Raw genomic sequence first — 20,136 nt, 5'->3', positions numbered from 1 at the left:
ATGATTACCCTGTACGGCATCAAGGCCTGTGACACCATGAAGAAAGCCCGCACCTGGCTGGACGAGCATGGTATCGACTACCACTTCCATGACTACAAGAAGGAAGGCATTGATGCCGAACGTCTGCGCAGCTGGTGCGAGGAGCACGGCTGGGAAAAGATCCTGAACCGCCAGGGCACCACCTTCTGCAAGCTCGATGATGCGGACAAGCAGGACCTGGATCAGGACAAGGCCATTGCGCTGATGCAGGCCAACCCCTCGATGATAAAAAGACCGGTACTGGATATCGGCCCACGGCGTCTGGTCGGCTTCAAGCCCGAGCTGTACGCCACTGCCTTTTGAATCCACGCACGAAGGACCCACTACCGATGAGCAACCATTTCAGTCTTGCTCTGGGCATCGGCACCCAGAATCTGGCCGGCGACTGGCTGGAGGTGTACTACCCCAACCCCATCCTCCATCCGGAGCCGGCACTGGTCGCGGTATTCGCCGAGCAGCTCGGCTACACCGGCGGCAATCAGGCCATTGCCCTGTCCACCAGTCAGTGCGCCGCACTGGGTAAAGCCCTCCGTGATGCTGGCTTTGCCGAGCCCGGCGCATTGGCCGAGCAGCTTCAGCACAGCAGCCGCCCGCTGGTGGTCACCCTGCTGGAGACCGATGACGCCCCGATCACCACTCCCGGTGCCTACCTCAAGCTGCACCTGCTGTCGCACCGTCTGGTCAAGCCCCACGAGGTGGTGCTGGCCGGTCTGTTCCCGCTGCTGCCGAATGTCGCCTGGACCAACCAGGGCGCCATCGACATCCAGGAGCTTCCCCAGCGCCAGCTGCAGGCGCGCCTGCGCGGCGAGGACCTGCAGGTGTTCAGCGTCGACAAGTTCCCGATCATGACCAACTACGTGGTGCCCACCGGCGTGCGCATCGCCGACACCGCGCGGGTTCGCCTGGGGGCCTACATTGGCGAAGGCACTACCGTCATGCACGAAGGCTTCATCAACTTCAATGCTGGTACCGCCGGGACCAGCATGGTGGAAGGCCGCATTTCCGCCGGGGTGTTCGTCGGCAAGGGCTCGGACCTGGGCGGCGGCTGCTCGACCATGGGCACCCTGTCCGGTGGCGGCAATATCGTCATCTCGGTGGGTGAAGGCTGCCTCATCGGTGCCAACGCCGGTATCGGCATTCCGCTGGGCGACCGCTGCACCGTGGAAGCCGGTCTCTACATCACCGCCGGCCTCAAGGTGGCGCTGCTGGATGAGCACGACAACCAGATCGGCATCGTCAAGGCGCGGGAGCTGGCCAACCAGCCGGATCTGCTGTTCCGCCGCAACTCGCAGACCGGTGCCATCGAGTGCAAGACCAACAAGAGCGCCATCGCGCTCAACGAGATGCTGCACGCACACAACTGAGCCTGACAGCCATCCCCGGGGCGTGGCGCAGATGTGCTGCGCCCTGCTCGCTCAGCGCAGCAAGCGCTCCACCGCTCTGGATGCAGCCACCATGCCGAAGGTGGCCGTGACCATGGTCACCGAACCGAAGCCGCCGGAACAGTCCAGCTTGACCCCTTCCCCGACAAAGCTCTTCTGCTGGCATACCGAGCCATCCGGCTTGGGGTAGCGCAGTTGCTCCAGGGAATAGACGCAGGGCACGCCGAAGCTGCGCTTGCTCTCGGCGCGGGGGAAATTGTGGTCGCGGCGCAGCAGGGAGCGGGCCTTGGCCGCCAGCGGATCGTTGACTGTCTTCGACAGGTCGGCCACGCGGATCTGGGTGGGGTCTATCTGGCCACCGGCGCCGCCCGTGGTGACGATGGCAATGCGCTGGCGCCGGCACCAGGCGATCAGCGCCACCTTGGACGCCACGCTGTCGATGCAGTCCACCACACAGTCGATGTCCGGGGTGATGTACTCGGCCAGGGTGTCCGGGGTGACAAAGCCCATGATCGGTCGCACCTCGCAGGCCGGGTTGATGGCGCGGATGCGTTCGGCCATCACCTCGACCTTGAGCCGTCCTATGTTGCCCGCCATGGCCGGCAACTGCCGGTTGGTATTGGTGACGCAGATGTCATCCATGTCGATCAGGGTGATGCGGCCGATGCCGGTGCGCGCCAGCGCCTCGGCCGCCCAGCTGCCGACACCGCCGATACCGACCACGGCCATATGACTGCCCTGCAGCCGGGCCAGGGCTTCGGTGCCATAGAGTCGCGCTATACCGCCGAAGCGGGGATCATCTGTCGCCATGCCAACCTCGCAATTCTGAAGCGGCACAGTATACCCCAGGTCACCGCCCGCCCCGCGCCACTGCTCAATAAATCACCAGCTCCGGCAAAGCCAACGCCAGTGTGGGCTGGCCCTGCTTATCACAGGCTTATCCACAGACTCATCCACCTGAATTGTGTACAAGCGGGGATGCCAGCGGCGCGCCGCTATGGGACAATTGCCGGCCGAATCAGAGGTCCAGCATGTCCACCCGATCCCGTCCGCCGCGCCCGGCCCGAGCCGGCCTGCATCCGCGCAACCGTCACCAGGGGCGCTATGATCTGCAGACGCTGGCACGCGCCTGTCCAACGCTCAGGCCCCATATCATCAGGGCTGCAGACAGGTCGAGCACACTGGACTTCAGTCAGCCTGCCGCCGTGCTGGCGCTGAATCAGGCTCTGCTGCAGGAGCAGTACGGCATCCGCGGCTGGACCCTGCCCGAGGGTTACCTGTGCCCACCGGTGCCCGGCCGCGCCGACTACATCCACGCCCTGGCGGACCTGCTGGGAGCGAGCCACGACGGCAAGATACCCACAGGCGACGGTCTGGTCGGTCTGGACGTGGGCACCGGGGCCAATCTGATCTATCCCCTGCTGGGCCGCAGCGAATACGGCTGGCGCTTTGTCGGAAGCGACATTGACCAGGCCGCCCTGGCCAATGCGGCGCAGATCCTGGCCGCCAACCCGACGCTGGCTGTCGGCATCGAACTACGCCACCAGAGGCGGCCCGAGCAGATCTTCGGGGGTCTGGTCGGCGCTGACGAGCGCTTCGATTTCACCCTGTGCAATCCCCCCTTCCATGCCGACCTGGCCGAAGCAACCCGGGGCAGCCAGCGCAAGTGGCGCAATCTCGGCCGAGACACCGATCGGCAACCGCTGCTGAACTTCGGCGGTCGGCACAACGAACTCATGTGTGACGGTGGCGAAGCCGGTTTCCTGTCTCGCATGATTGATCAGAGCGCCGCCATCGCCGGTCAGGTGTTCTGGTTCACCACCCTGGTGTCCCGGGCCGCCAACCTGCCGCCTGCGTGCCCGACTGGCCACACTGCCGGTACGGGATGTGCGGGTAATCCCCATGGGTCAGGGCCAGAAGCAGAGCCGCCTGCTGGCCTGGACCTTCCTCGACAAGAAACAGCGCCGGGCCTGGCGAAGAGCTCGCTGGCCCGCCTGCCAGACGGCCGGAGCCGCGCCGGAAGTACGCAAGCTTTGTTGAACAGCTCCAGCAAGCCGGGGTCACAAATTCTGAACCCACTGTGAATGCTATCTGGAGTCCACCATGTCCATGCTGTCCCACGCACCATGCACGTCCAGAACCCTGTTCACCGCAATGACCCTGGGCGTCGCCGTTTTCGTCACCGGCTGCGCCAGCACCCCGCCACCCACCAGCCAGCTGGCCGTTGCCCAACAGGCCGTCAATTCCGCTGACACCGCCAGAAGCGCCGAGTTTGCGCCGCTGGAGCTGCGTACCGCGCGGGAGAAACTGCTGCAGGCCGAGCAGGCCAACCTGGAGAAGGATTACGACCGCGCCCGCGAGCTGGCTGAGCAGGCGGAGTGGGATGCGCGGGTCGCCGAACGCAAGGCCCAGGCCGAGAAGGCCAAGCGGGGTCTGGAATCGGCCCGTCAAGGCACGCAGGAGCTGCGTGAAGAAAGTCTGCGCCGCGTGCAGTAAGCCAGGCCACCACGAACACTTGCGAGGAGTCATACCATGCGTACTCATCTGACCTTACCCGCCTGCCTGGCCGCCGGCGTGCTGCTCACGGCCTGTGCTTCCAACGAACCCAACCCCCAGCTGGAACAGGCCCGCGCCCAGGTAACAGAACTGCAGAACCATCCCAAGGCTCAGCAGTTTGCGGCCATCGAGACCGAGGAGGCGAAGAAGGCCCTCGGACAGGCGGATTTCGCCTTCAAGGAAGGCGCCAAGGAGCCTGAGGTATCGCACCTGGCCTACCTGACCGAGCGCCGCGTGGAGCTGGCCCGCCAGACCATAGCCCTGCGCACCGCCGAGCAGGAGCTGGAAGGGGTGTCCGAGGAACGCGCCCGCACCCGCCTCGAGGCCCGTGACGAGCAGATCCGCCAGCTCCAGGAACAGCTCAACGCCAAGCAGACCGAGCGTGGCTCGGTGGTGACCTTCGGCAATGTGCTGTTCGATCTGGACAAGGCCGACCTGAAACCCGCGGCCCACAGCGAAGTCCGCAAACTGGCGCGGTTCCTGGAAGAGCACCCGGAGCGCAAGGTGCTGATCGAGGGCTTTACCGACAGTACCGGCTCTGACTCCTACAACCTGCAGCTGTCCCAGGCCCGGGCCGATTCGGTCCGCCATGCCCTGGTCCAGGCGGGGGTGGATGCCGGCCGTATTCAAACCGTGGGACTGGGCAAGGCCCACCCGGTGTCGGACAACAACAGTCCCGCTTCCCGCGCCATGAACCGCCGGGTCGAGGTAACCATTTCCCATGACGACGCCAATGTGCCGCGCCGTTGAATCTGACAAGAGGAATCTGACATGCAACATTCATCGCAGAACGTCACCGGTATGGAGCGCAAGCTGTCGATCGCCGGTGGTCTCGGCCTGCTCGCCTGCGGCCTGCGGCATGGTGGCGTAGGTGGCCTGCTGGCGCTGGCCGCCGGTGGCATGGCCCTGTACCGCGGCCTGACCGGACACTGTGAGCTGAAGGAGCGGCTGTGCGAGCGGCACAGCGGCGATGATATCGCCCGCTATGCCCACATGCCCATGGACTCGGAGGTTCGCAGCCCGGACTTCCGCAATCCGGAAACCGGCCTCCCCGACAGCACCCCCATGGGCCACGAGCGCAAGCCCGACACCCCCTGATCGGGTCCGTCACGGCCGGCCACATCTGCTATCATGTGCGCCGATTCCAGATCTGGCCGGCCCCCCATGAGCACATCGCATTCCGACACCCTGACCCTCGCCTGCGAGCTGATTGCCCGCGACTCCACTACCCCGGATGATGCCGGCTGCCAGCAGCTGATGGGCCAGCGCCTGGCCGACTGCGGCTTCACGCTCGAACCCATGCGCTTTGGTGACGTGGACAACCTCTGGGCTCGCCGTGGTCACGATGGTCCGGTGTTGTGCTTTGCCGGTCATACCGACGTGGTACCCGCCGGGCCGGGCAGCCAGTGGGACACGTCACCCTTCACGCCGGAAATACGCGACGGCATGCTGTATGGCCGCGGCGCGGCGGACATGAAAGGCAGCCTGGCCGCCATGGTGGTAGCGGTAGAGCGCTTCGTTGCGGACTACCCCGCTCATCGCGGCTCCATCGCCTTCCTGATCACCAGCGACGAAGAAGGGCCTGCGGTGGACGGGACCGTACGGGTGGTGGAGACGCTCAGGGAGCGTGGCGAGCAGGTGGACTGGTGCATCGTCGGTGAGCCCTCCAGTACCGAACTGGTCGGCGACGTGGTGAAGAATGGCCGGCGCGGCTCGCTGAATGCGCGTCTGGTCATCCGGGGCAAGCAGGGCCATGTCGCTTACCCGCACCTGGCCCGCAATCCCATTCACCTGGCCGCCCCGGCACTGGCCGAGCTGGCCGCCGAGGTCTGGGATCAGGGCAACGAGTTCTTCCCGCCGACCAGCTTCCAGATTTCCAATATCCATTCCGGTACCGGCGCCACCAACGTGGTTCCCGGTGAGCTGGAGGCACTGATCAACTTCCGCTTTTCCACCGAATCCACCGTCGATGGCCTGCAGGAGCGGGTGCGCGGTCTTCTCGAACGCCATGGACTGGACTACCAGCTGGAATGGAACCTGTCGGGCCTGCCCTTCCTCACCGAGCCGGGTGATCTGCTCGACGGCGTACGCGCGGCGATACGGGAGGTGACCGGCCGGGAAACCCAGCCCTCGACCTCAGGCGGGACCTCGGATGGCCGTTTCATCGCCACCCTGGGTACCCAGGTAGTGGAACTGGGGCCGGTCAACGCGACCATTCACCAGGTCAACGAACATGTCAGCGTGGCGGATCTGGATACCCTGACCGACATCTACTACGCGACGCTGCGCCGGTTGCTTGCCTGATGCCTCAACTGATCTGCCCGCACTGCCATCTGCCGCTGACCGCCAGCGAGCGGACCTGGTCCTGCAGCAATGGCCACAGCTATGACCAGGCTCGCCAGGGCTATCTGAACCTGCTGCTGGTGCAGCACAAGAACAGTCGTCAGCCCGGCGATACCCCGGCCATGCTGGCGCACCGTCAGGCCTTTCTCGACGGCGGCTACTACCAGCCGGTCAGCGACCGGGTCAACGAGCTGCTGGGGACCGAAGACCCCCGCTCCATTCTGGACATGGGTTGTGGCGAGGGTTACTACACCGACCGCCTGGCCCGCGCCATCCCCACCGCCGACTGCGCCGGGCTGGACATCAGCAAGGAAGCCATCATCAAGGCCTGCCGGCGCAACCGCGGGATCCGCTGGCTGGTGGGTTCCAGCGCCCGCCTGCCGGTGGCCGACGCCAGCGTCGATGCGGCCCTGTGCATATTCAGTCCCTGGTCCTGGCAGGAGTGCCTGCGCGTGCTGCGCCCCGGCGGGCGACTGCTGCTGGTCGGCCCCCATGCCGATCACCTGCTGAGCCTGCGCCAGCAACTGTATGACAGTGTGCATGACACCCCGGAACTGATCCGGAACTTGCCCCCCGAACTGCAGATCGTCGATGATCAGGTACTGCGCTACCCCCTGGAGCTGTCCGCCGAGGCACTGGCCGACCTGATCGGCATGACGCCGCATGGCTGGCGCAGCCGGCCGGAGCGCCAGCAGGCCCTGCTGGAGAGCGGCCTGAGCGGCCTGGAGGTGGTAATGCGTCTGGTCTTGTTGCAACGCTGAGAGGAATCCCTGTGCGCCAACCGGATATCGAGATCTACGTGAAGGAAGACTTCCTCGACGAGCTGACCAGCTGGCTGGAACAGCAGATCGGCCCGCTGCAGCTGGGCGAGTGGAAGGGCAATACCCGGCGCGGCACCCTGCAGGCGGCGCCGCCGATTCCGCTGATGCTGGTGCGTCGCGCCGCCGGCCGCTGGGCCAGCATCTGGTTCGACAGCGACGCCACCCCCTGGGCCACTGACCTGGAGTGCGCCCGGGCCGTGGCTGCCGGCATCCAGCGGGAAGTGCGCTGTTCGGTGGGCGGCTGGGAGGAGGAACAGGGCGAGGCCGATGCCGACCGCTGGATGAAGGTGACGGTCGAGGGCGAGGAAGAATTCATCTGGGCCCAGAAGCCCTGATTGGGGTCAGTGCCGGGGCAGTAACCGGTCCGAGCCGATCAGCAGCTCGACCTCACCGGCATCAGGTGGGTAGCAACGGTGAGCACCGAACTCCCTGGCCAGATCCGCCAGTGCCGGCGTGAAGAATACCGTGGTGTCGCAGTGCAGCCCCTCGAGGCGATGACGCAGGAATACGGCGGTATCCGGTGTGACCACCGGGTACCGCCGTACAAAGGCCTGCCGGATGGCGTCCAATGGCTGAGCGGCCTGCAGGCCGTCCCCCAGTGAACAGCAATACCAGCGCGCCGGGTCGTCAGCACTCAAAGTGCTGCCACGTCCTCGGCCTGCAACCCTTTCTGGCCCTGGGTTACGTTGAACTCGACCTTCTGCCCTTCCACCAGAGTGCGGTGCCCTTCGCCACGAATGGCGCGGAAGTGCACGAACACATCCGGACCCGACTCACGCTGAATGAAGCCAAAGCCCTTGGCATCGTTGAACCATTTAACCGTACCGGTTTGCCGATCAGACATTACCACCTTCTCCACATCACAAATGATTCCACACCGCCCGGAAAGCCGGAGCGGCGATAGCGACACTCCGTGCAACGTCCATTGGATACCTGGTGCGAAACCTGATGCGGCATTGCGCCCGGCATGGGGAGCGCTGCCGGCAAGCCGGTCATACGCCCCACCTGGAATAATGTTTATAGAGGCCGTGCTTCGATTCTAGCCAAAGTGCGTGCGGCTGCAAGAGGGGGCGATGTGCATTTGCCATCGGATACCCGGTGGCCGGACCATGACCGGCCGGCCATCGGGGCAAGGATGTCAGTCGGATTCGCCGCTGCGCAGCAGGTCCTGACGACGACGGGTGAGATTTTCCATATCGGCCACACCGACCTGGTAGGCCCAGCGCGAATCAGCGTTGACCTGCAGCTCGCTGTCCGCCTCGGCGGCGGTATAGCTGTCGATCAGCAACCAGTAACGCCCCTCGAGGTTGTACAGGCTGGCCTGCAGTTCACTGCCGGCCCAGGTATCGACCTGCATCTGCAGCATGGGCTCGGGCAGCGCCAGTTCCTCGCGCAGCGCCACGTTCTGCGCACGCAGGTTCACCAGCGCCAGCACCATGCTGTTGATCTGGCGCTCGTTGCCGCCCTGCTCCGCATCCGCGCCTTCAAGCTGGAGGTTGTACTCCCCCTCGGCCGCCTTGGACAGCTCCAGGGTTTCGCCGTCGGCGTGCTGCCAGCGGGCCCGGGACACCAGGGTCAGGGGCATGTCCACCACCTGCAGTGACAGCCAGTCCTGGGGGTTGACCGACATGCCGAAGGGGCGGTTGATCAGCAGCACCTGATCGCTGCCGACAAAGCGTACCAGCTGGCCATTGCCGACCCGATTGCCATAGATCACGCCGAAGTCCTCGCCGGCGGCATGCAGTTGCACCTGCAGCGGAGGATGGGTGGCGTCGTCGGTAGCCAGTCCCAGGCGGGCGTGGTGATCGGGGTTGCTGGTCTTCTCCTCGATCACCCGGGCGCCACGCAGGGCATGCAGCAGAGCTGCCAGACGTTCCTTCTGTACCGGGAAGCCGGCATGGCTGAGCACGCCCCAGTTCCCGTCCAGCAGGGCCAGCTCGACACTGGACTCGCCCTTGCTCAGGGTGATCCGCTCCAGCCCGGCCAGTTGCTGCTGCTGTTCAGGCGACAGCAGCTCGCGACTGGCCAGCTCGTCGATACGTTCGCTGCTGCGCATCTGCAACGCTACCGCCGTCAGCGCCAGTATCACCAAGACCGCAACGATCAGAATCCTGTTTCGCATCTCCGTCCTCCTAGACAGTACGGCGGCGCATCCGACCCAGCAGCCACCACAGCAGCACCGCCAGGGTCAGCAACGCCGGAACCAGTGCAATGTTGATCACCTTCAGCCAGGTGCCCAGACGCTCGATATCCGCGTTCAGCTGGTAGCGCACGTCCCGCAGCTGCTTGCGGATCTCCAGCTTCTGATCGAGGAAGCGCTGGATCTCCTGCTCCTGCTCGGCACTGAGCTCGATCAGCTGGGTCGGATCCTGGTTCTGCTGCAGCTCGATCAGGCGCTGTTCGGTCTGCTCCAGCTGCTGTTGCAGGCGCATCTCGCTTTCGCGGAAGCGGCTTTCAGCCTGGCGCTGCAGATCCTCAACCACGGTGAACGGACGGCTGAAGTTGCCCCGCGAACGCACGCTGATCAGCGCCTCGGAACCGGACAGGTTGTCCAGCGCGTTGATCAGGAAACCACCGTTGTCCGCCCAGGGCTGGGGAATGCGCTGGCCGAAGAAGTCCTGCACCTGTACCCACATGCGGTCGGTCAGCAGGTCGGTATCGGCAACCAGCACCACGTTGATGTTGGCCGCTTCGGTCAGCTCGGGCTCGCGCCCTTCCAGCCCCTCGGGGAAGGCGGTACTGGCCGGGCCCTGCAGCCGGGCGGCGAAATGGTGGATCTGCTCATCGGCGCGGAAGCCCTGCAGCAGGGTTTCCGGGTCCTCCAGACGGGTGAAGCGGCTGCTGGGGGTCAGCGCACTGTGCCGGCTGCTGGACAGCAGCGGCTCGAACCGGGTGCTGGCCTCCTCCATCGGCACCAGTGAACCGGCACTGGCCAGGGTCAGCAGCTGCAGCGGTGCGGTGACGGTATCGTCCTGGCTCATGAACTGCTTTTCCACTTCCAGCCAGCCGATGTGACGGGCCGGCAGCTGCCCCTGACCGCGACCCACGGACATGCCCAGGCGCGAATCCAGCACCACCCGCTCGGGGTCATAGGACACGCCCCAGGCCGCCAGCAGCGGAGCCAGATCCGAGGCACGGCCATCGGCCATGCCATCCATCATGGCCTCCATGCTCTGATCCGATTCGGCCACCGGATCGATGAAGGCCATCAGCTTGCCGCCGCGCAGCACGAACTGGTCGATGGCGAACAGGGCCGCCTCGCTGAGGGTCTTGGGATGCACCAGCAGCAGCACATCGATGTCCTCGGGTACGGCGTCGATATCCGCTTCCAGCTCTTCCACGCCGAATACCTGCTGCAGCTGCTCGTAGGCCACCCAGGGCGCCGTGGCCTGACCGCTGAAGGGGTTCATGCCGCCGCCCAGGGGCAGCGCGGAGATCAGGCCGATACGTGGTTTCTCCGGCCGGGCCAGGCTGTTGACCAGCCGGCTGAGCTCGTACTCGAGCAGGCCTTCCTGATCCAGCGCGAAAAAGGGAATGATCTCGCGCTGGGCCAGCTCGTTGGTGCCGGCCAGACCGAAGTACAGCTGTTCACCGGTCTGGGTCAGGGGTACCGCCTGCAGCCCGAACTCGGCGGCGCGGTCCTCAGCCTCGGAGAAGGGTTGCGGGTCGATGATGTGCAGGCGCAGCTTGCCATCGGCTACCCGCTCGTACTCCTTGAGCATTTCCTCCACCCGCCGCGCGTAGTTGCGAACCATGACCAGATCCTTGCTGGCGCGCTCGGAGAAGAAGAAGTACAGGGTCACCGGCTCCTCCAGATCACGCAGGATCTTCCGCGTGCCATCGGAGATGGTGTACAGCTTCTGTTCGGTCAGATCCAGCCGCGCCCCGGGCAGCAGGGTGTTGGAGGTGATGTTGAAGGCAATGAAGGCCAGCAACAGGAGCAACAGGCCGGTACCGGAATACATCAGTCGTTTCATGTGCAGTCTCCTTTGCCTCAATCGGCCTTTTTCAGGTCGATGACAATCGCCGTAGCCACCAGCCAGGCCACCATCAGCGAGATGAAATACAACAGGTCACGCAGGTCCAGAACGCCCTTGCTGATGGCATCGAAGCGGATCAGGAAACTGAGTGAGGCAATGGCATCGAGCAGCCACTGGGGCGCCCAGCCGCGGAACAGGTCGAGCACCAGCGGAAAGCCGCTGACGATGAACACGAAGCAGGCCACCACGCTGAGGATGAAGGCGATCACCTGGTTGCGGGTCAGCGCCGACATGCACGAGCCTATGGCCAGATAGCCGCCGGCCAGCAGCCAGCTGCCCAGGTAGCCGGTGAAGATGGCGCCGTTGTCCGGATCACCCAGGTAGTTGACCGTGATGATGATCGGGAAGGTCAGCAGCAGTGCGATGCCGACGAAGACCCAGGCGGCGAGGAACTTGCCCAGCACCATGTCGGCGCGGGACACCGGCAGGGTCATCAGCAGTTCGATGGTGCCGGACTTGCGCTCCTCGGCCCACAGACGCATGGCCACCGCCGGCACCAGGAACAGGTACAGCCAGGGGTGGAAGTTGAAGAAGGGCACCAGATCCGCCTGACCGCCCTCGTAGAACCCACCCAGATAGAAGGTGAAGACGGCGGACAGCACCAGGAAGATGACGATGAAGATATAGGCCAGCGGGGTAGCGAAATAGCTGGCCAGTTCGCGTTTGAAGATCACGTTCAGACTATTCATGCGGCTTCCTCCGCAGTCAGACTGCGGAACACTTCATCCAGGCGTCCGCGCTCGACCGATAGCTCCTTGACTTGCCACTGCTGCTGGCGGGCATGCTCGCCCACTGCCGGGAAGATCACCGCGCCCGGCTCGGCCAGCACGGTCACCTCATGGCCCTCGCGGGCCACTTCCACACCGCTGACGCCGGGCAGCGCCAGCAGCGCGGCGGTGTCCACCGGCTGCTGCAGCAGCAGGGTCACCGCCTGGTGGTAGCGCGAGCGGGCTTCCAGCTCGTCGGGGGTGCCGTCGGCCAGCAGGCGGCCACGGGCAATCACCACGGCCCGGGTGCAGACCGCACTCACTTCTTCGAGAATATGCGTGGAGATCACCACTATCTTGTTGCTGTCGCTGGCCAGCTGCTGGATCAGTCCACGTACCTGGTGCTTCTGGTTGGGGTCCAGGCCGTCGGTGGGTTCGTCCAGGATCAGGACCCGGGGATCGTGCAGGATGGCCTGGGCCAGACCGACCCGGCGCTTGAAGCCCTTGGACAGGGTATCGATGGTCTGGTGGAGCACGCCCTGAAGCTGCAGCTGCTCCACCGCCCGGTCAACCTGCCGGCGACGGTCCGCGCCGCTCAGGCCACGCACCTGAGCGATGAACTCGAGAAAACCCTTGACCCGCATGTCGCCGTAGCAGGGCGCGCCTTCGGGCAGATACCCCATCTGCCGCTGGGCCTGCAGGGTCTGGGTGCGGATATCGAAACCACAGATGGAGGCGCTGCCGCCATCCGGCGCGAGAAAGCCGGTCAGCATCTTCATGGTGGTGGACTTGCCGGCCCCGTTGGGCCCCAGAAACCCCAGCACCTCCCCCGGTCTTACTTCAAAGGACAAGTTGTCCACGGCGACGTGCTCGCCGAATCGCTTGGTCAGGCTGTTTATCTTTATCATGACCTCTTCCATATCCCCAGTTACCGACACACCGCAAAAAGGCGGTCAAAGGCTGCAAGAATACATGGATTGGCCCGGTGCAGGGAAAGACATTCAAGGCATGATTGAGCATCCATCCCTCCTCCGGCCCTGCGCTTGCCATGCCTGTCGCAAGAACATCCTTGCTGCAGCCTGATATGGGCACGGCATCGCCGGTTTCAAGTTGCCGGCGCGCAGCGGCGAATGTAACAGGGTATTAAAGTGCCTTGCTTAATGGGTAGAATCCCCCGCAAGCCCAGCCAGTCAGAGAGCGTCCATGCCGTCCTCCAACTCCTCCCTGTTCAGTCGCCTGCACTTCGGTTTGATGCGGCGCGCCCTGTACCTGTGGGCCCGGTCGGACTGCATCGGTGATCCGCTGGCGAAGGTGGCTCCCCAGCCGGACACGCCCATTCTCTATGTCCTGCCCGGGCGCTCGCTGTCCGACCTGCTGGTGCTGGACCGGGAGTGTGCCCGCCTCGGGCTGCCGCGGCCTACCCTGCCGCCGGGCGGCACTCTGGAGGAAGACGCCTCGCACTTGCACCTGACCAGCGAACTGCCCTGGAGCGGCCGCCCCGACCCGCGCAAGCGCTCGCCGCGCCTGCTGCGCGCCCTGACCGCAGTGGAACTGCGGGTTACCCCGGATGTGCAGCTGGTGCCGGTCAGCGTGTTCTGGGGCCAGTCCCCGGATGTGGAGTCCTCCCCGCTGAAACTGCTGTTCGCCTACAACTGGGGCGTTGGCGGTAAGCTGCGCAAGTTCCTCGCCATCCTGCTGCATGGGCGCAAGATCCGTGTGAGCTTCGGCGAGCCGCTGTCGCTGCGCCAGCTCACCGCAGAGAATCTGGGACACGACCGCAACCTGCGCAAGGTCAACCGGCTGCTGCGGGTGCATTTCCGCGAGCAGCGCGGTGCCGTGGTCGGCCCCGAGCTGGCGCACCGGGCTACCCTGCTCAAGGGGCTGATGCATGGGCCGCTGGTGCGGGCCGCCATCGAACGCGAGGCCGCCGAGGAGAACATCAGCCTCGAACGCGCCCGGGAGCGTGCCGCCCGCTACGCCAACGAGATCGCCTCGGACTTCACCTACACCATCATCCGTTTCCTCGAGGTGGTGCTGTCCTGGTTCTGGAACAAGCTGTACGACGGGGTCAAGGTCAACAACCTGGAGAACGTGCAGAACATCGCCCCGGGCAAGGAGATCATCTATGTGCCCTGCCACCGCAGCCACATCGATTACCTGCTGCTGTCCTACCTGCTGTTCCGCAACAGTCTGACGCCGCCACACATCGCCGCCGGCATCAACCTGAACATGCCGGTGATCGGCAACATCCTGCGCCGTGGCGGCGCCTTCTTCATGCGCCGCAGTTTCCGCGGCAACCAGCTGTACACGGCGGTGTTCAACGAATACCTGCACCTGCTGTTCAGCCGTGGCTTCCCGGTGGAGTACTTTATCGAGGGCGGCCGCTCGCGCACAGGTCGCCTGCTCGACCCGCGCACCGGTATGCTCGCCATCACGTTGCGCAGCTACCTGCGCTCCTCACGCCGGCCGATCGTGTTCATGCCGGTGTACATCGGTTACGAAAGGGTGCTGGAGGGACGCACCTACCTGGGCGAGCTGCGGGGTCAGGCAAAGAAGAAGGAATCCATCTTCGATCTGTTCCGGGTATTGTCAGCGCTCAAGCTGAAGTTCGGTGAGGTGACGGTGAACTTCGGCGAGCCGGTGGCGCTGACCGAGTTCCTCGACCGACACCAGCCGGCCTGGCGTCTGCAGCGCGGCGAGCCGGAATTCCGCCCGGAATGGCTGCCCGAGGTGACCAACCGCCTGGCCCGCACCCTGGGCGGCTCGATCAACGCCGCGGCCGATGCCAACCCGGTGAATCTGGTCGCCCTGGTGATGCTCTCCACCCGCCGCCTGGCGCTGGACGAAGCCACCCTGGCGCGCACCATAGACACCTTCACCCGCCTGCTGCGTGATACCCCCTACAGCCCCAACGTGACCCTGGCTCCCGGCAGCGGGATGGAGCAGATACGTCATGTGGAATCCATGGGCATGATCGGCCGACAATCCGACGCCCTGGGCGAGATTCTCTATCTGGACGAGCCCCAGGCCGTGCTGCTGACCTGGTATCGGAACAATATCCTGCATCTGGTCGCCCTGCCGGCGCTGATCGCCAGTCTGTTCCTCAACAACGCGCGCATGAACCGGGAGCAGATCGAGCGTCTGGTCAGTGCGCTGTATCCCTATCTGCAGGGCGAGCTGTTCATGCACTGGCAGGACGAGGACCTGCCGGCGGTGATACAGCGCTATGTGGACGGGCTGATCGGCTGCGGCCTGCTGCTTGAGGAAGGCGGTCAGATCCACCGCCCGGATACCGCCTCCAGCGAATTCGTGCTGCTGACGCTGCTGGCGCGCAGCATCATCCAGATGCTCGAACGTTTCTACATGGTCGCGGCGTTGCTGCTGAACAACCCCAACGGCAGCCTGACCGCCGAGCAGCTGGAGTCGCTGTGCACCGTGATGGCCCAGCGCCTGTCGATCCTGCACGGCCTCAACGCGCCGGAGTTCTTCGACAAGACCCTGTTCCGCCAGTTCATCCAGCGCCTGCTCGATGAGCAGGTGCTCAGCCCGGATGACGAGGGCCGCCTGCACTATCTGCCGGAGCTGGAGGACATTGCCGAGAACACCGCCCGGCGGGTGCTGAGTGCGGAAATCCGCCTGTCGATCCGCCAGGTGGCACGCAGCGCCGGGTAGAATCCGGCGCTGTCAGCGGTCAGCGCACCAGGGCGTCGCTGTATTCGCTTGCCACCTGGTGCATCAGGGCGGAATTGTCATGCTTCCAGGGGTGGAAATCCCTGCGGAAGAAATCCCGGTAAGCGCCCAGCAGATGCCGGAAGAAACCTCCCTTGCCCCACAGCCAGCGCATTCCGCGCCACCAGGTGCGCAGGTTGAGCTGGCCATCCCGGCGCAGCATGCTCAGGGTGCCTATGGTCACATCCCGCAGGAAGAAGAAGGTCGACAGGCGCATGGCCCGACGCAGCATGCGCCGGTCACCGCAGACCTGCATGTAGACGTCGAAGGCTACCGATTTGTGTTCGGTCTCTTCCAGTGCGTGCCAGCGCCACAGGCGGCGCATCTCCGGGTCTGCATCCGCCAGCCAATGCGGGTGGCGCAGTACGGTATCGGCCATGATCGCGGTGAAATGCTCCAGGGCGACGGTGGCGGCCAGCTGCCGTTCGGGGGAAAAGTTCTTGTGGATCCAGCGGATGCGCTGCTTGACCGGACGCTCCAGGGCATCGATGTCATAGCCCAGGTCCCGCAGCCGCTGGTTGTACTCGATATGCTCGCGGCTGTGGTGGGCCTCCTGGCCGATGAAACCGCGGATCTGCTGTGCCAGCGCGGGGTCGGTGACCCGATCGCGGAAATGACGCACCGAGTCGATGAAGAACTGCTCCCCATCCGGGAACAGCACCGACATGGCGTTGAAGAAGTGGGTACGGAAGGGATCGTTACCCAGCCACCAGCGCGGCAGGGGGTCGGGCAGCGCAGCGTTGAGTCGGCGCGGCCGAATGTCCAGATGATCCGGCGTGGATGACAGCATGACGGGCCTCCGCAGAATAATTGTTATCGGACCTCCCCTGCATACTGGAACACTTGTTTGAATCCTGCAACCCTGCCGATCAGTCGGCCTCCAGCCGGCGCTTGCCGTAGATGTCATACCGACTGGATTGGCCGGTCAGCTCGGCGCTGGGCCGGGGCCCCTCGATGATCGGCGCCTTGCGTGGGCGCTTGACTGCCACCCGATGGCTGGCCAGCGCCAGCGCCGCCGCCAGCAGCTGGGGCGCATCCAGGTCATCCCCGGCCAGGGGCCGGAACAGGCGCATTTCCTTCTTTACCAGGGCCGATTTCTGCCGGTGCGGGAACATGGGGTCCAGGTGGATGACCTCGGGAACAGCTCCGCTCCAGGCAGCCATCAGCTCGATGGCGTCGCCCTCGAGCAGCTGCATGCGCCCGGCGATTTCCGCCACCTCGCCACCGGCCTCCCTGGCCCGCTGCAGACCGTCGGCCAGCAGCGCGGCGATCACCGGCTGGCGCTCGATCAGGGTCACCTCGCAGCCCAGGGCAGCCAGCACGAAGGCGTCCCGCCCCAACCCGGCCGTGGCATCCAGCACCCGCGGGCGTATCGACCCGCGGATACCCACCGCCCGTGCCACCATCTGCCCCGCCCCGCCGCCGTACTGGCGGCGATGGGCCAGGGCGCCTTCGACAAAATCGACCCGCACTGCACCCGGGGCGTCCTCGGCGGTGGCCAGCAGCCTGAGGCCATCGTCGCCCAGCTGCAGCAGCAGATCGGCGGCGTCGCCCTCTGCGTAGGGGGGCAGATTCAGGCGGGCGGCCAGTAACCGGGCGGCGGACTCCAGATCGGGGTTGAGCCAGTGGACAGCCACGCGGCCGGGGGACGTCTCGTTCATCGCAAAACCTGACAGGGGAAAAGCCGCCAGTGTACCCCAGCCGGGGCCGGCAGATCAGAACAGACCGACCTGCCGCGGCGCCTGACGCTGTTCCTCTTCCCCCGGCCAGGCCGGCAGCGGTGCCAGGGACGGCAGTCGCTCGGCCAGCTGCTGGTGGAACAGCCGGGCCAGCTCGGGGGCCAGACGGTTGTCCGGGGTATGCATGAAGAGAATGGGGCTGCGGCCCTCTTCCAGCCATTGCCGGCACTTGTCCAGCCAGGGGGCCAGCCAGCGCAGGCTCTGCTGGTTATCCATGCCGGCAATGAAACGCACCGTGGGCCGGTCGGCCAGGGCCAGCGCGTGCACCGGCAGCCTGGGTTTGCGCCGGCGGGCATCCAGGGTAGCGGGATCCTGATCGGGACTGGCGAACAGACCGCGGCTGTCGAACATGATGCGCTCCATGCCCCGCTCGAACAACATGCGGTTGAGGCGGCGCTCGTTGTCGTCCTTGCGGAAGAAGTCCGGGTGACGCACCTCCACGGCATAGCGCCCGCCCTCGGGCAGGGCTTGGAGGAAGGTCGCCAGCTGCGGCAGCTGGGCCGGACCGAAGCGCGCCGGCAACTGCAGCCAGACCGGTCCCAGACGCTGCTCCAGCGGCGCCATGGTATGGAAGAAGCGGGTCAACAGCGGGTGCTGCGGATCCAGCACATCGGCATGGCTGATTTCACGGGGCAGCTTGGCGCAGAAGTGGAAATCGGCGGGCAGCAGCTCGGCCCAGCGCCGTACGGTATCCCGCTCCGGCAGCGCATAGAAGGTGGTGTTGCCTTCCACCGCGCCGAATACCTGCCCGTATTCGTGGAGCCGCCGATCGGCGTCCGCACCGGAGCTGTACAGCGCCCCGCACCAGGCCGGCTCGGCCCACAGGGGGCAGCCGAGGATGAGACGAGGCGTTGCAGTACTCACTGATCTGACAGGGCGCTCAGACAAAGAGGTCGATGCGCGAGCTCAGCTGGTCGTCGGCATCGGACAGTCGCGACATGTCCAGATAGCGGTTGAGGGCCTGACTGGCGGGGCCACTGGCCGGCAAAGGGGAACCCTGACGGGCGGGAATGTACTCGCCGGCTGCCGCGCTGCGCTCGACCACGCGCGTCTGGACCGCACGCACCTGCGCCTCCTGCACGGGAGCAGGCTGGATCGCGGGCTTCTCCACCGCAGCGGCCTGGCGCGGCGCGCGTGGCAGCAGGGGTGAGGGATGGAAACCATCCAGACGCATGGGCGACACACTCTTCTCGGGGTTCGGGAACAGCTAGATTAGCGCCACAGGGGCGCGAACGCAAAACGCGGGACCGGCGGATCACGCCTTGGGCGTCGCCACCCTGTCCCGCAGGTACACCGGTTGCGCCTCGGCGGCATCCAGGGTCTGGCCGGACTGCCACAGGGGCAATGCCAGTTCGATCAGATCGGCTGCGTCGGGCAGCATCTGCGGCCAGCTCTGCTCGACCTGCACCGCCATGCGTCCGGCATACTGCCAGCCGGTGCCGGCGCCGGACGCCGCCGTCATGCCCCGGGGCAGCTCGACCTGTTCGGGTGCACAGACGCCTTCCAGGCCCACCAGAGTCATGCAGCCGTCCTGCAACTCGTAACAGCCCCAGTACACCTCGTCCATGCGTGCATCGATCGCCGCGCAGACCCGGGTTGCCCCGTGCTCGCGCCAGGCGCGCTGGGCCAGCGCCGCCAGATTGGAGATGCCGATCACCGGCTTGTCACTGGCAAAGGCCAGCCCCTGCACCATACCGGTGGCAATGCGCACGCCGGTGAAGGCCCCCGGTCCGCGGCCGAACACCAGGGCATCGACCTCCCCCAGGGTGATGCCGGCCTCGGCCAGCAGCTCCTCGATCATCGGCAGCAGCAGCTGGGCGTGCAGACGGGGCGCGACCTGGGCACGACGATACGTTCGGCCGTCATGCAGCAGGGCCGCGGAGCAGGCTTCGGTGGCGGTATCCAGGGCAAGCAGGGTGGCAGTCATGGGGGCACACTGTGGGAAAAGACGCGATTGTAACAAACAACAAGGCCCGTGCGAGGCTATCGCACGGGCCCTGACAACAGACAGACGAGCGGATCAGCTCAGCGCGGACAGCACGCGGGCAGTGATCTCTTCGACGCTGCCGACGCCCTCGACACGGGAGCACTTGGGCTCGCCGTTGGCGGCGGACAGCTTCTGGTAGAAGTCCACCAGCGGTTTGGTCTGGGTGTGGTAGACCTGCAGACGCTTGCGCACGGTCTCTTCCTTGTCGTCCTCACGCTGGATCAGCTCTTCACCGGTCACATCGTCCTTGCCGGCCTGCTTCGGCGGATTGTGTTCCAGGTGGTAGGTGCGACCGGAACCCGGGTGTACCCGGCGACCGGAAATGCGGCCGACGATCTCCTCGTCGTCCACGGCAATTTCCAGAACGTGATCGATCTTGATGCCTGCGTCCACCAGTGCCTGGGCCTGGGGGATGGTGCGCGGAAAGCCGTCCAGCAGGAAGCCGTTGGCGCAATCATCCTGAGCAATACGCTCGTTGATCAGACCAATGATCAGCTCGTCGGAGACCAGGCCGCCGGTATCCATCACTTCCTTGACCTGCTTGCCCAGTTCGGTGCCGGCCTTGACTGCGGCACGCAGCATGTCGCCGGTGGAGATCTGCGGAATATCGAACCGCTGGCAGATGAACTGGGCCTGTGTGCCCTTGCCCGCGCCGGGGGCACCCAATAGGATGACGCGCATGTTGAACTCCTCAATCTGAACGGAAATCGGGCCACCGGCGACCGGCGCCGGCTGACGTGCCCCGGCAAGCAACCGGGACATAAAATCTGTTTATGCAAAGCGAAAAAGGCGT

The 20,136-nt window shown here is 65.4% G+C and carries 22 protein-coding genes and 1 pseudogene; 10 read left to right on the top strand and 13 right to left on the bottom strand.

Translation table 11 applies throughout. From position 1 onward, the window contains the following. Entirely contained in the window at positions 1–342 is a 342-nt protein-coding gene (locus BM046_RS01355; RefSeq protein WP_090536217.1) for an ArsC family reductase, read from the top strand. A gap of 26 nt (positions 343–368) precedes the next feature. After that, positions 369–1,403, top strand: coding sequence for a 2,3,4,5-tetrahydropyridine-2,6-dicarboxylate N-succinyltransferase (gene dapD / locus BM046_RS01350; protein ID WP_090536215.1), 1,035 nt, complete (start codon positions 369–371; stop codon positions 1,401–1,403). 51 nt (positions 1,404–1,454) lie between these two features. Here the strand turns inward: dapD and tcdA are convergent, their stop codons facing one another. Further along, on the bottom strand, positions 1,455–2,231 hold the full coding sequence (gene tcdA, locus BM046_RS01345) for a tRNA cyclic N6-threonylcarbamoyladenosine(37) synthase TcdA (protein WP_090536214.1): 777 nt from the start codon (positions 2,229–2,231) through the stop codon (positions 1,455–1,457). Between the two features lie 221 nt (positions 2,232–2,452). On the opposite strand from tcdA, the pseudogene rlmF reads away from it, so the two are divergent. The 7 genes and pseudogenes from rlmF to BM046_RS01310 all read left to right on the top strand — a co-directional run bounded on the left by rlmF (position 2,453) and on the right by BM046_RS01310 (position 7,476). Next, a pseudogene (gene rlmF / locus BM046_RS01340) lies at positions 2,453–3,461 on the top strand (23S rRNA (adenine(1618)-N(6))-methyltransferase RlmF). A gap of 63 nt (positions 3,462–3,524) precedes the next feature. Beyond that, the gene (locus tag BM046_RS01335) at positions 3,525–3,917 is read left to right on the top strand and encodes a DUF4398 domain-containing protein (protein WP_090536213.1); all 393 of its coding nucleotides are present in this window, start codon (positions 3,525–3,527) and stop codon (positions 3,915–3,917) included. A 36-nt stretch (positions 3,918–3,953) separates the two neighbouring features. Further along, positions 3,954–4,727 carry an OmpA family protein gene (locus BM046_RS01330; RefSeq protein ID WP_090536211.1) on the top strand — a complete coding sequence of 258 codons (774 nt, stop codon included), beginning with the start codon at positions 3,954–3,956 and terminating at the stop codon, positions 4,725–4,727. A 21-nt stretch (positions 4,728–4,748) separates the two neighbouring features. Beyond that, on the top strand, positions 4,749–5,075 hold the full coding sequence (locus BM046_RS01325; RefSeq protein ID WP_090536209.1) for a YgaP-like transmembrane domain: 327 nt from the start codon (positions 4,749–4,751) through the stop codon (positions 5,073–5,075). 66 nt (positions 5,076–5,141) lie between these two features. Next, positions 5,142–6,281, top strand: a complete 1,140-nt coding sequence (gene dapE, locus BM046_RS01320; protein ID WP_090536207.1) for a succinyl-diaminopimelate desuccinylase — start codon at positions 5,142–5,144, stop codon at positions 6,279–6,281. After that, a complete protein-coding gene (locus BM046_RS01315) occupies positions 6,281–7,081 on the top strand; it encodes a putative RNA methyltransferase (RefSeq protein WP_090536205.1) in 801 nt (266 codons plus the stop codon). The genes dapE and BM046_RS01315 overlap by 1 nt, the downstream gene beginning before the upstream one ends. An 11-nt stretch (positions 7,082–7,092) precedes the next feature. Then, positions 7,093–7,476, top strand: coding sequence for a hypothetical protein (locus BM046_RS01310; protein ID WP_090536204.1), 384 nt, complete (start codon positions 7,093–7,095; stop codon positions 7,474–7,476). Between the two features lie 6 nt (positions 7,477–7,482). Here BM046_RS01310 and BM046_RS01305 read toward each other — a convergent pair whose 3' ends face one another. The 6 genes from BM046_RS01305 to BM046_RS01280 all read right to left on the bottom strand — a co-directional run bounded on the left by BM046_RS01305 (position 7,483) and on the right by BM046_RS01280 (position 12,796). Continuing rightward, positions 7,483–7,779, bottom strand: coding sequence for a hypothetical protein (locus BM046_RS01305; protein ID WP_143084127.1), 297 nt, complete (start codon positions 7,777–7,779; stop codon positions 7,483–7,485). Beyond that, the gene (locus BM046_RS01300; RefSeq protein WP_090536201.1) at positions 7,776–7,985 is read right to left on the bottom strand and encodes a cold-shock protein; all 210 of its coding nucleotides are present in this window, start codon (positions 7,983–7,985) and stop codon (positions 7,776–7,778) included. The genes BM046_RS01305 and BM046_RS01300 overlap by 4 nt, the downstream gene beginning before the upstream one ends. A gap of 294 nt (positions 7,986–8,279) precedes the next feature. Continuing rightward, on the bottom strand, positions 8,280–9,263 hold the full coding sequence (locus BM046_RS01295) for a DUF4340 domain-containing protein (RefSeq protein WP_090536199.1): 984 nt from the start codon (positions 9,261–9,263) through the stop codon (positions 8,280–8,282). Positions 9,264–9,273: 10 nt separating this feature from the next. Continuing rightward, positions 9,274–11,118 carry a GldG family protein gene (locus tag BM046_RS01290; protein ID WP_090536197.1) on the bottom strand — a complete coding sequence of 615 codons (1,845 nt, stop codon included), beginning with the start codon at positions 11,116–11,118 and terminating at the stop codon, positions 9,274–9,276. A 17-nt stretch (positions 11,119–11,135) separates the two neighbouring features. Next, positions 11,136–11,870 (bottom strand): ABC transporter permease subunit, encoded by a 735-nt coding sequence (locus tag BM046_RS01285; RefSeq protein WP_090536195.1) that lies wholly within the window; start codon positions 11,868–11,870, stop codon positions 11,136–11,138. Continuing rightward, entirely contained in the window at positions 11,867–12,796 is a 930-nt protein-coding gene (locus BM046_RS01280; RefSeq protein WP_090536193.1) for an ABC transporter ATP-binding protein, read from the bottom strand. The genes BM046_RS01285 and BM046_RS01280 overlap by 4 nt, the downstream gene beginning before the upstream one ends. 295 nt (positions 12,797–13,091) lie before the next feature. Between BM046_RS01280 and plsB the strand changes: the two genes are divergently transcribed. Continuing rightward, positions 13,092–15,560 (top strand): glycerol-3-phosphate 1-O-acyltransferase PlsB, encoded by a 2,469-nt coding sequence (gene plsB / locus BM046_RS01275; RefSeq protein ID WP_090536191.1) that lies wholly within the window; start codon positions 13,092–13,094, stop codon positions 15,558–15,560. Between the two features lie 19 nt (positions 15,561–15,579). Here the strand turns inward: plsB and BM046_RS01270 are convergent, their stop codons facing one another. From BM046_RS01270 to adk, 6 genes are all read right to left on the bottom strand, one after another. Next, positions 15,580–16,407 carry a metal-dependent hydrolase gene (locus tag BM046_RS01270; protein ID WP_090536189.1) on the bottom strand — a complete coding sequence of 276 codons (828 nt, stop codon included), beginning with the start codon at positions 16,405–16,407 and terminating at the stop codon, positions 15,580–15,582. A gap of 79 nt (positions 16,408–16,486) precedes the next feature. Then, positions 16,487–17,278 carry a class I SAM-dependent methyltransferase gene (locus tag BM046_RS01265; protein ID WP_090536187.1) on the bottom strand — a complete coding sequence of 264 codons (792 nt, stop codon included), beginning with the start codon at positions 17,276–17,278 and terminating at the stop codon, positions 16,487–16,489. 54 nt (positions 17,279–17,332) lie between these two features. Next, the gene (locus BM046_RS01260) at positions 17,333–18,220 is read right to left on the bottom strand and encodes a DUF72 domain-containing protein (protein ID WP_235818538.1); all 888 of its coding nucleotides are present in this window, start codon (positions 18,218–18,220) and stop codon (positions 17,333–17,335) included. A 16-nt stretch (positions 18,221–18,236) separates the two neighbouring features. Beyond that, positions 18,237–18,530, bottom strand: a complete 294-nt coding sequence (locus BM046_RS01255) for a hypothetical protein (RefSeq protein WP_090536185.1) — start codon at positions 18,528–18,530, stop codon at positions 18,237–18,239. An 81-nt stretch (positions 18,531–18,611) separates the two neighbouring features. Beyond that, the gene (tsaB, locus tag BM046_RS01250) at positions 18,612–19,283 is read right to left on the bottom strand and encodes a tRNA (adenosine(37)-N6)-threonylcarbamoyltransferase complex dimerization subunit type 1 TsaB (RefSeq protein WP_090536183.1); all 672 of its coding nucleotides are present in this window, start codon (positions 19,281–19,283) and stop codon (positions 18,612–18,614) included. Positions 19,284–19,376: 93 nt separating this feature from the next. Beyond that, the gene (adk, locus tag BM046_RS01245) at positions 19,377–20,024 is read right to left on the bottom strand and encodes an adenylate kinase (protein ID WP_090536864.1); all 648 of its coding nucleotides are present in this window, start codon (positions 20,022–20,024) and stop codon (positions 19,377–19,379) included. Positions 20,025–20,136 lie beyond the last annotated feature (112 nt).

It is taken from the genome of Halopseudomonas formosensis (genome assembly GCF_900115905.1).
In the GTDB taxonomy this organism is placed as follows: Bacteria; Pseudomonadota; Gammaproteobacteria; order Pseudomonadales; family Pseudomonadaceae; genus Halopseudomonas; species Halopseudomonas formosensis.
The sequence above is the reverse complement of the archived record's forward strand: the minus strand, read 5'-3'. Positions and strand labels throughout refer to the sequence as shown.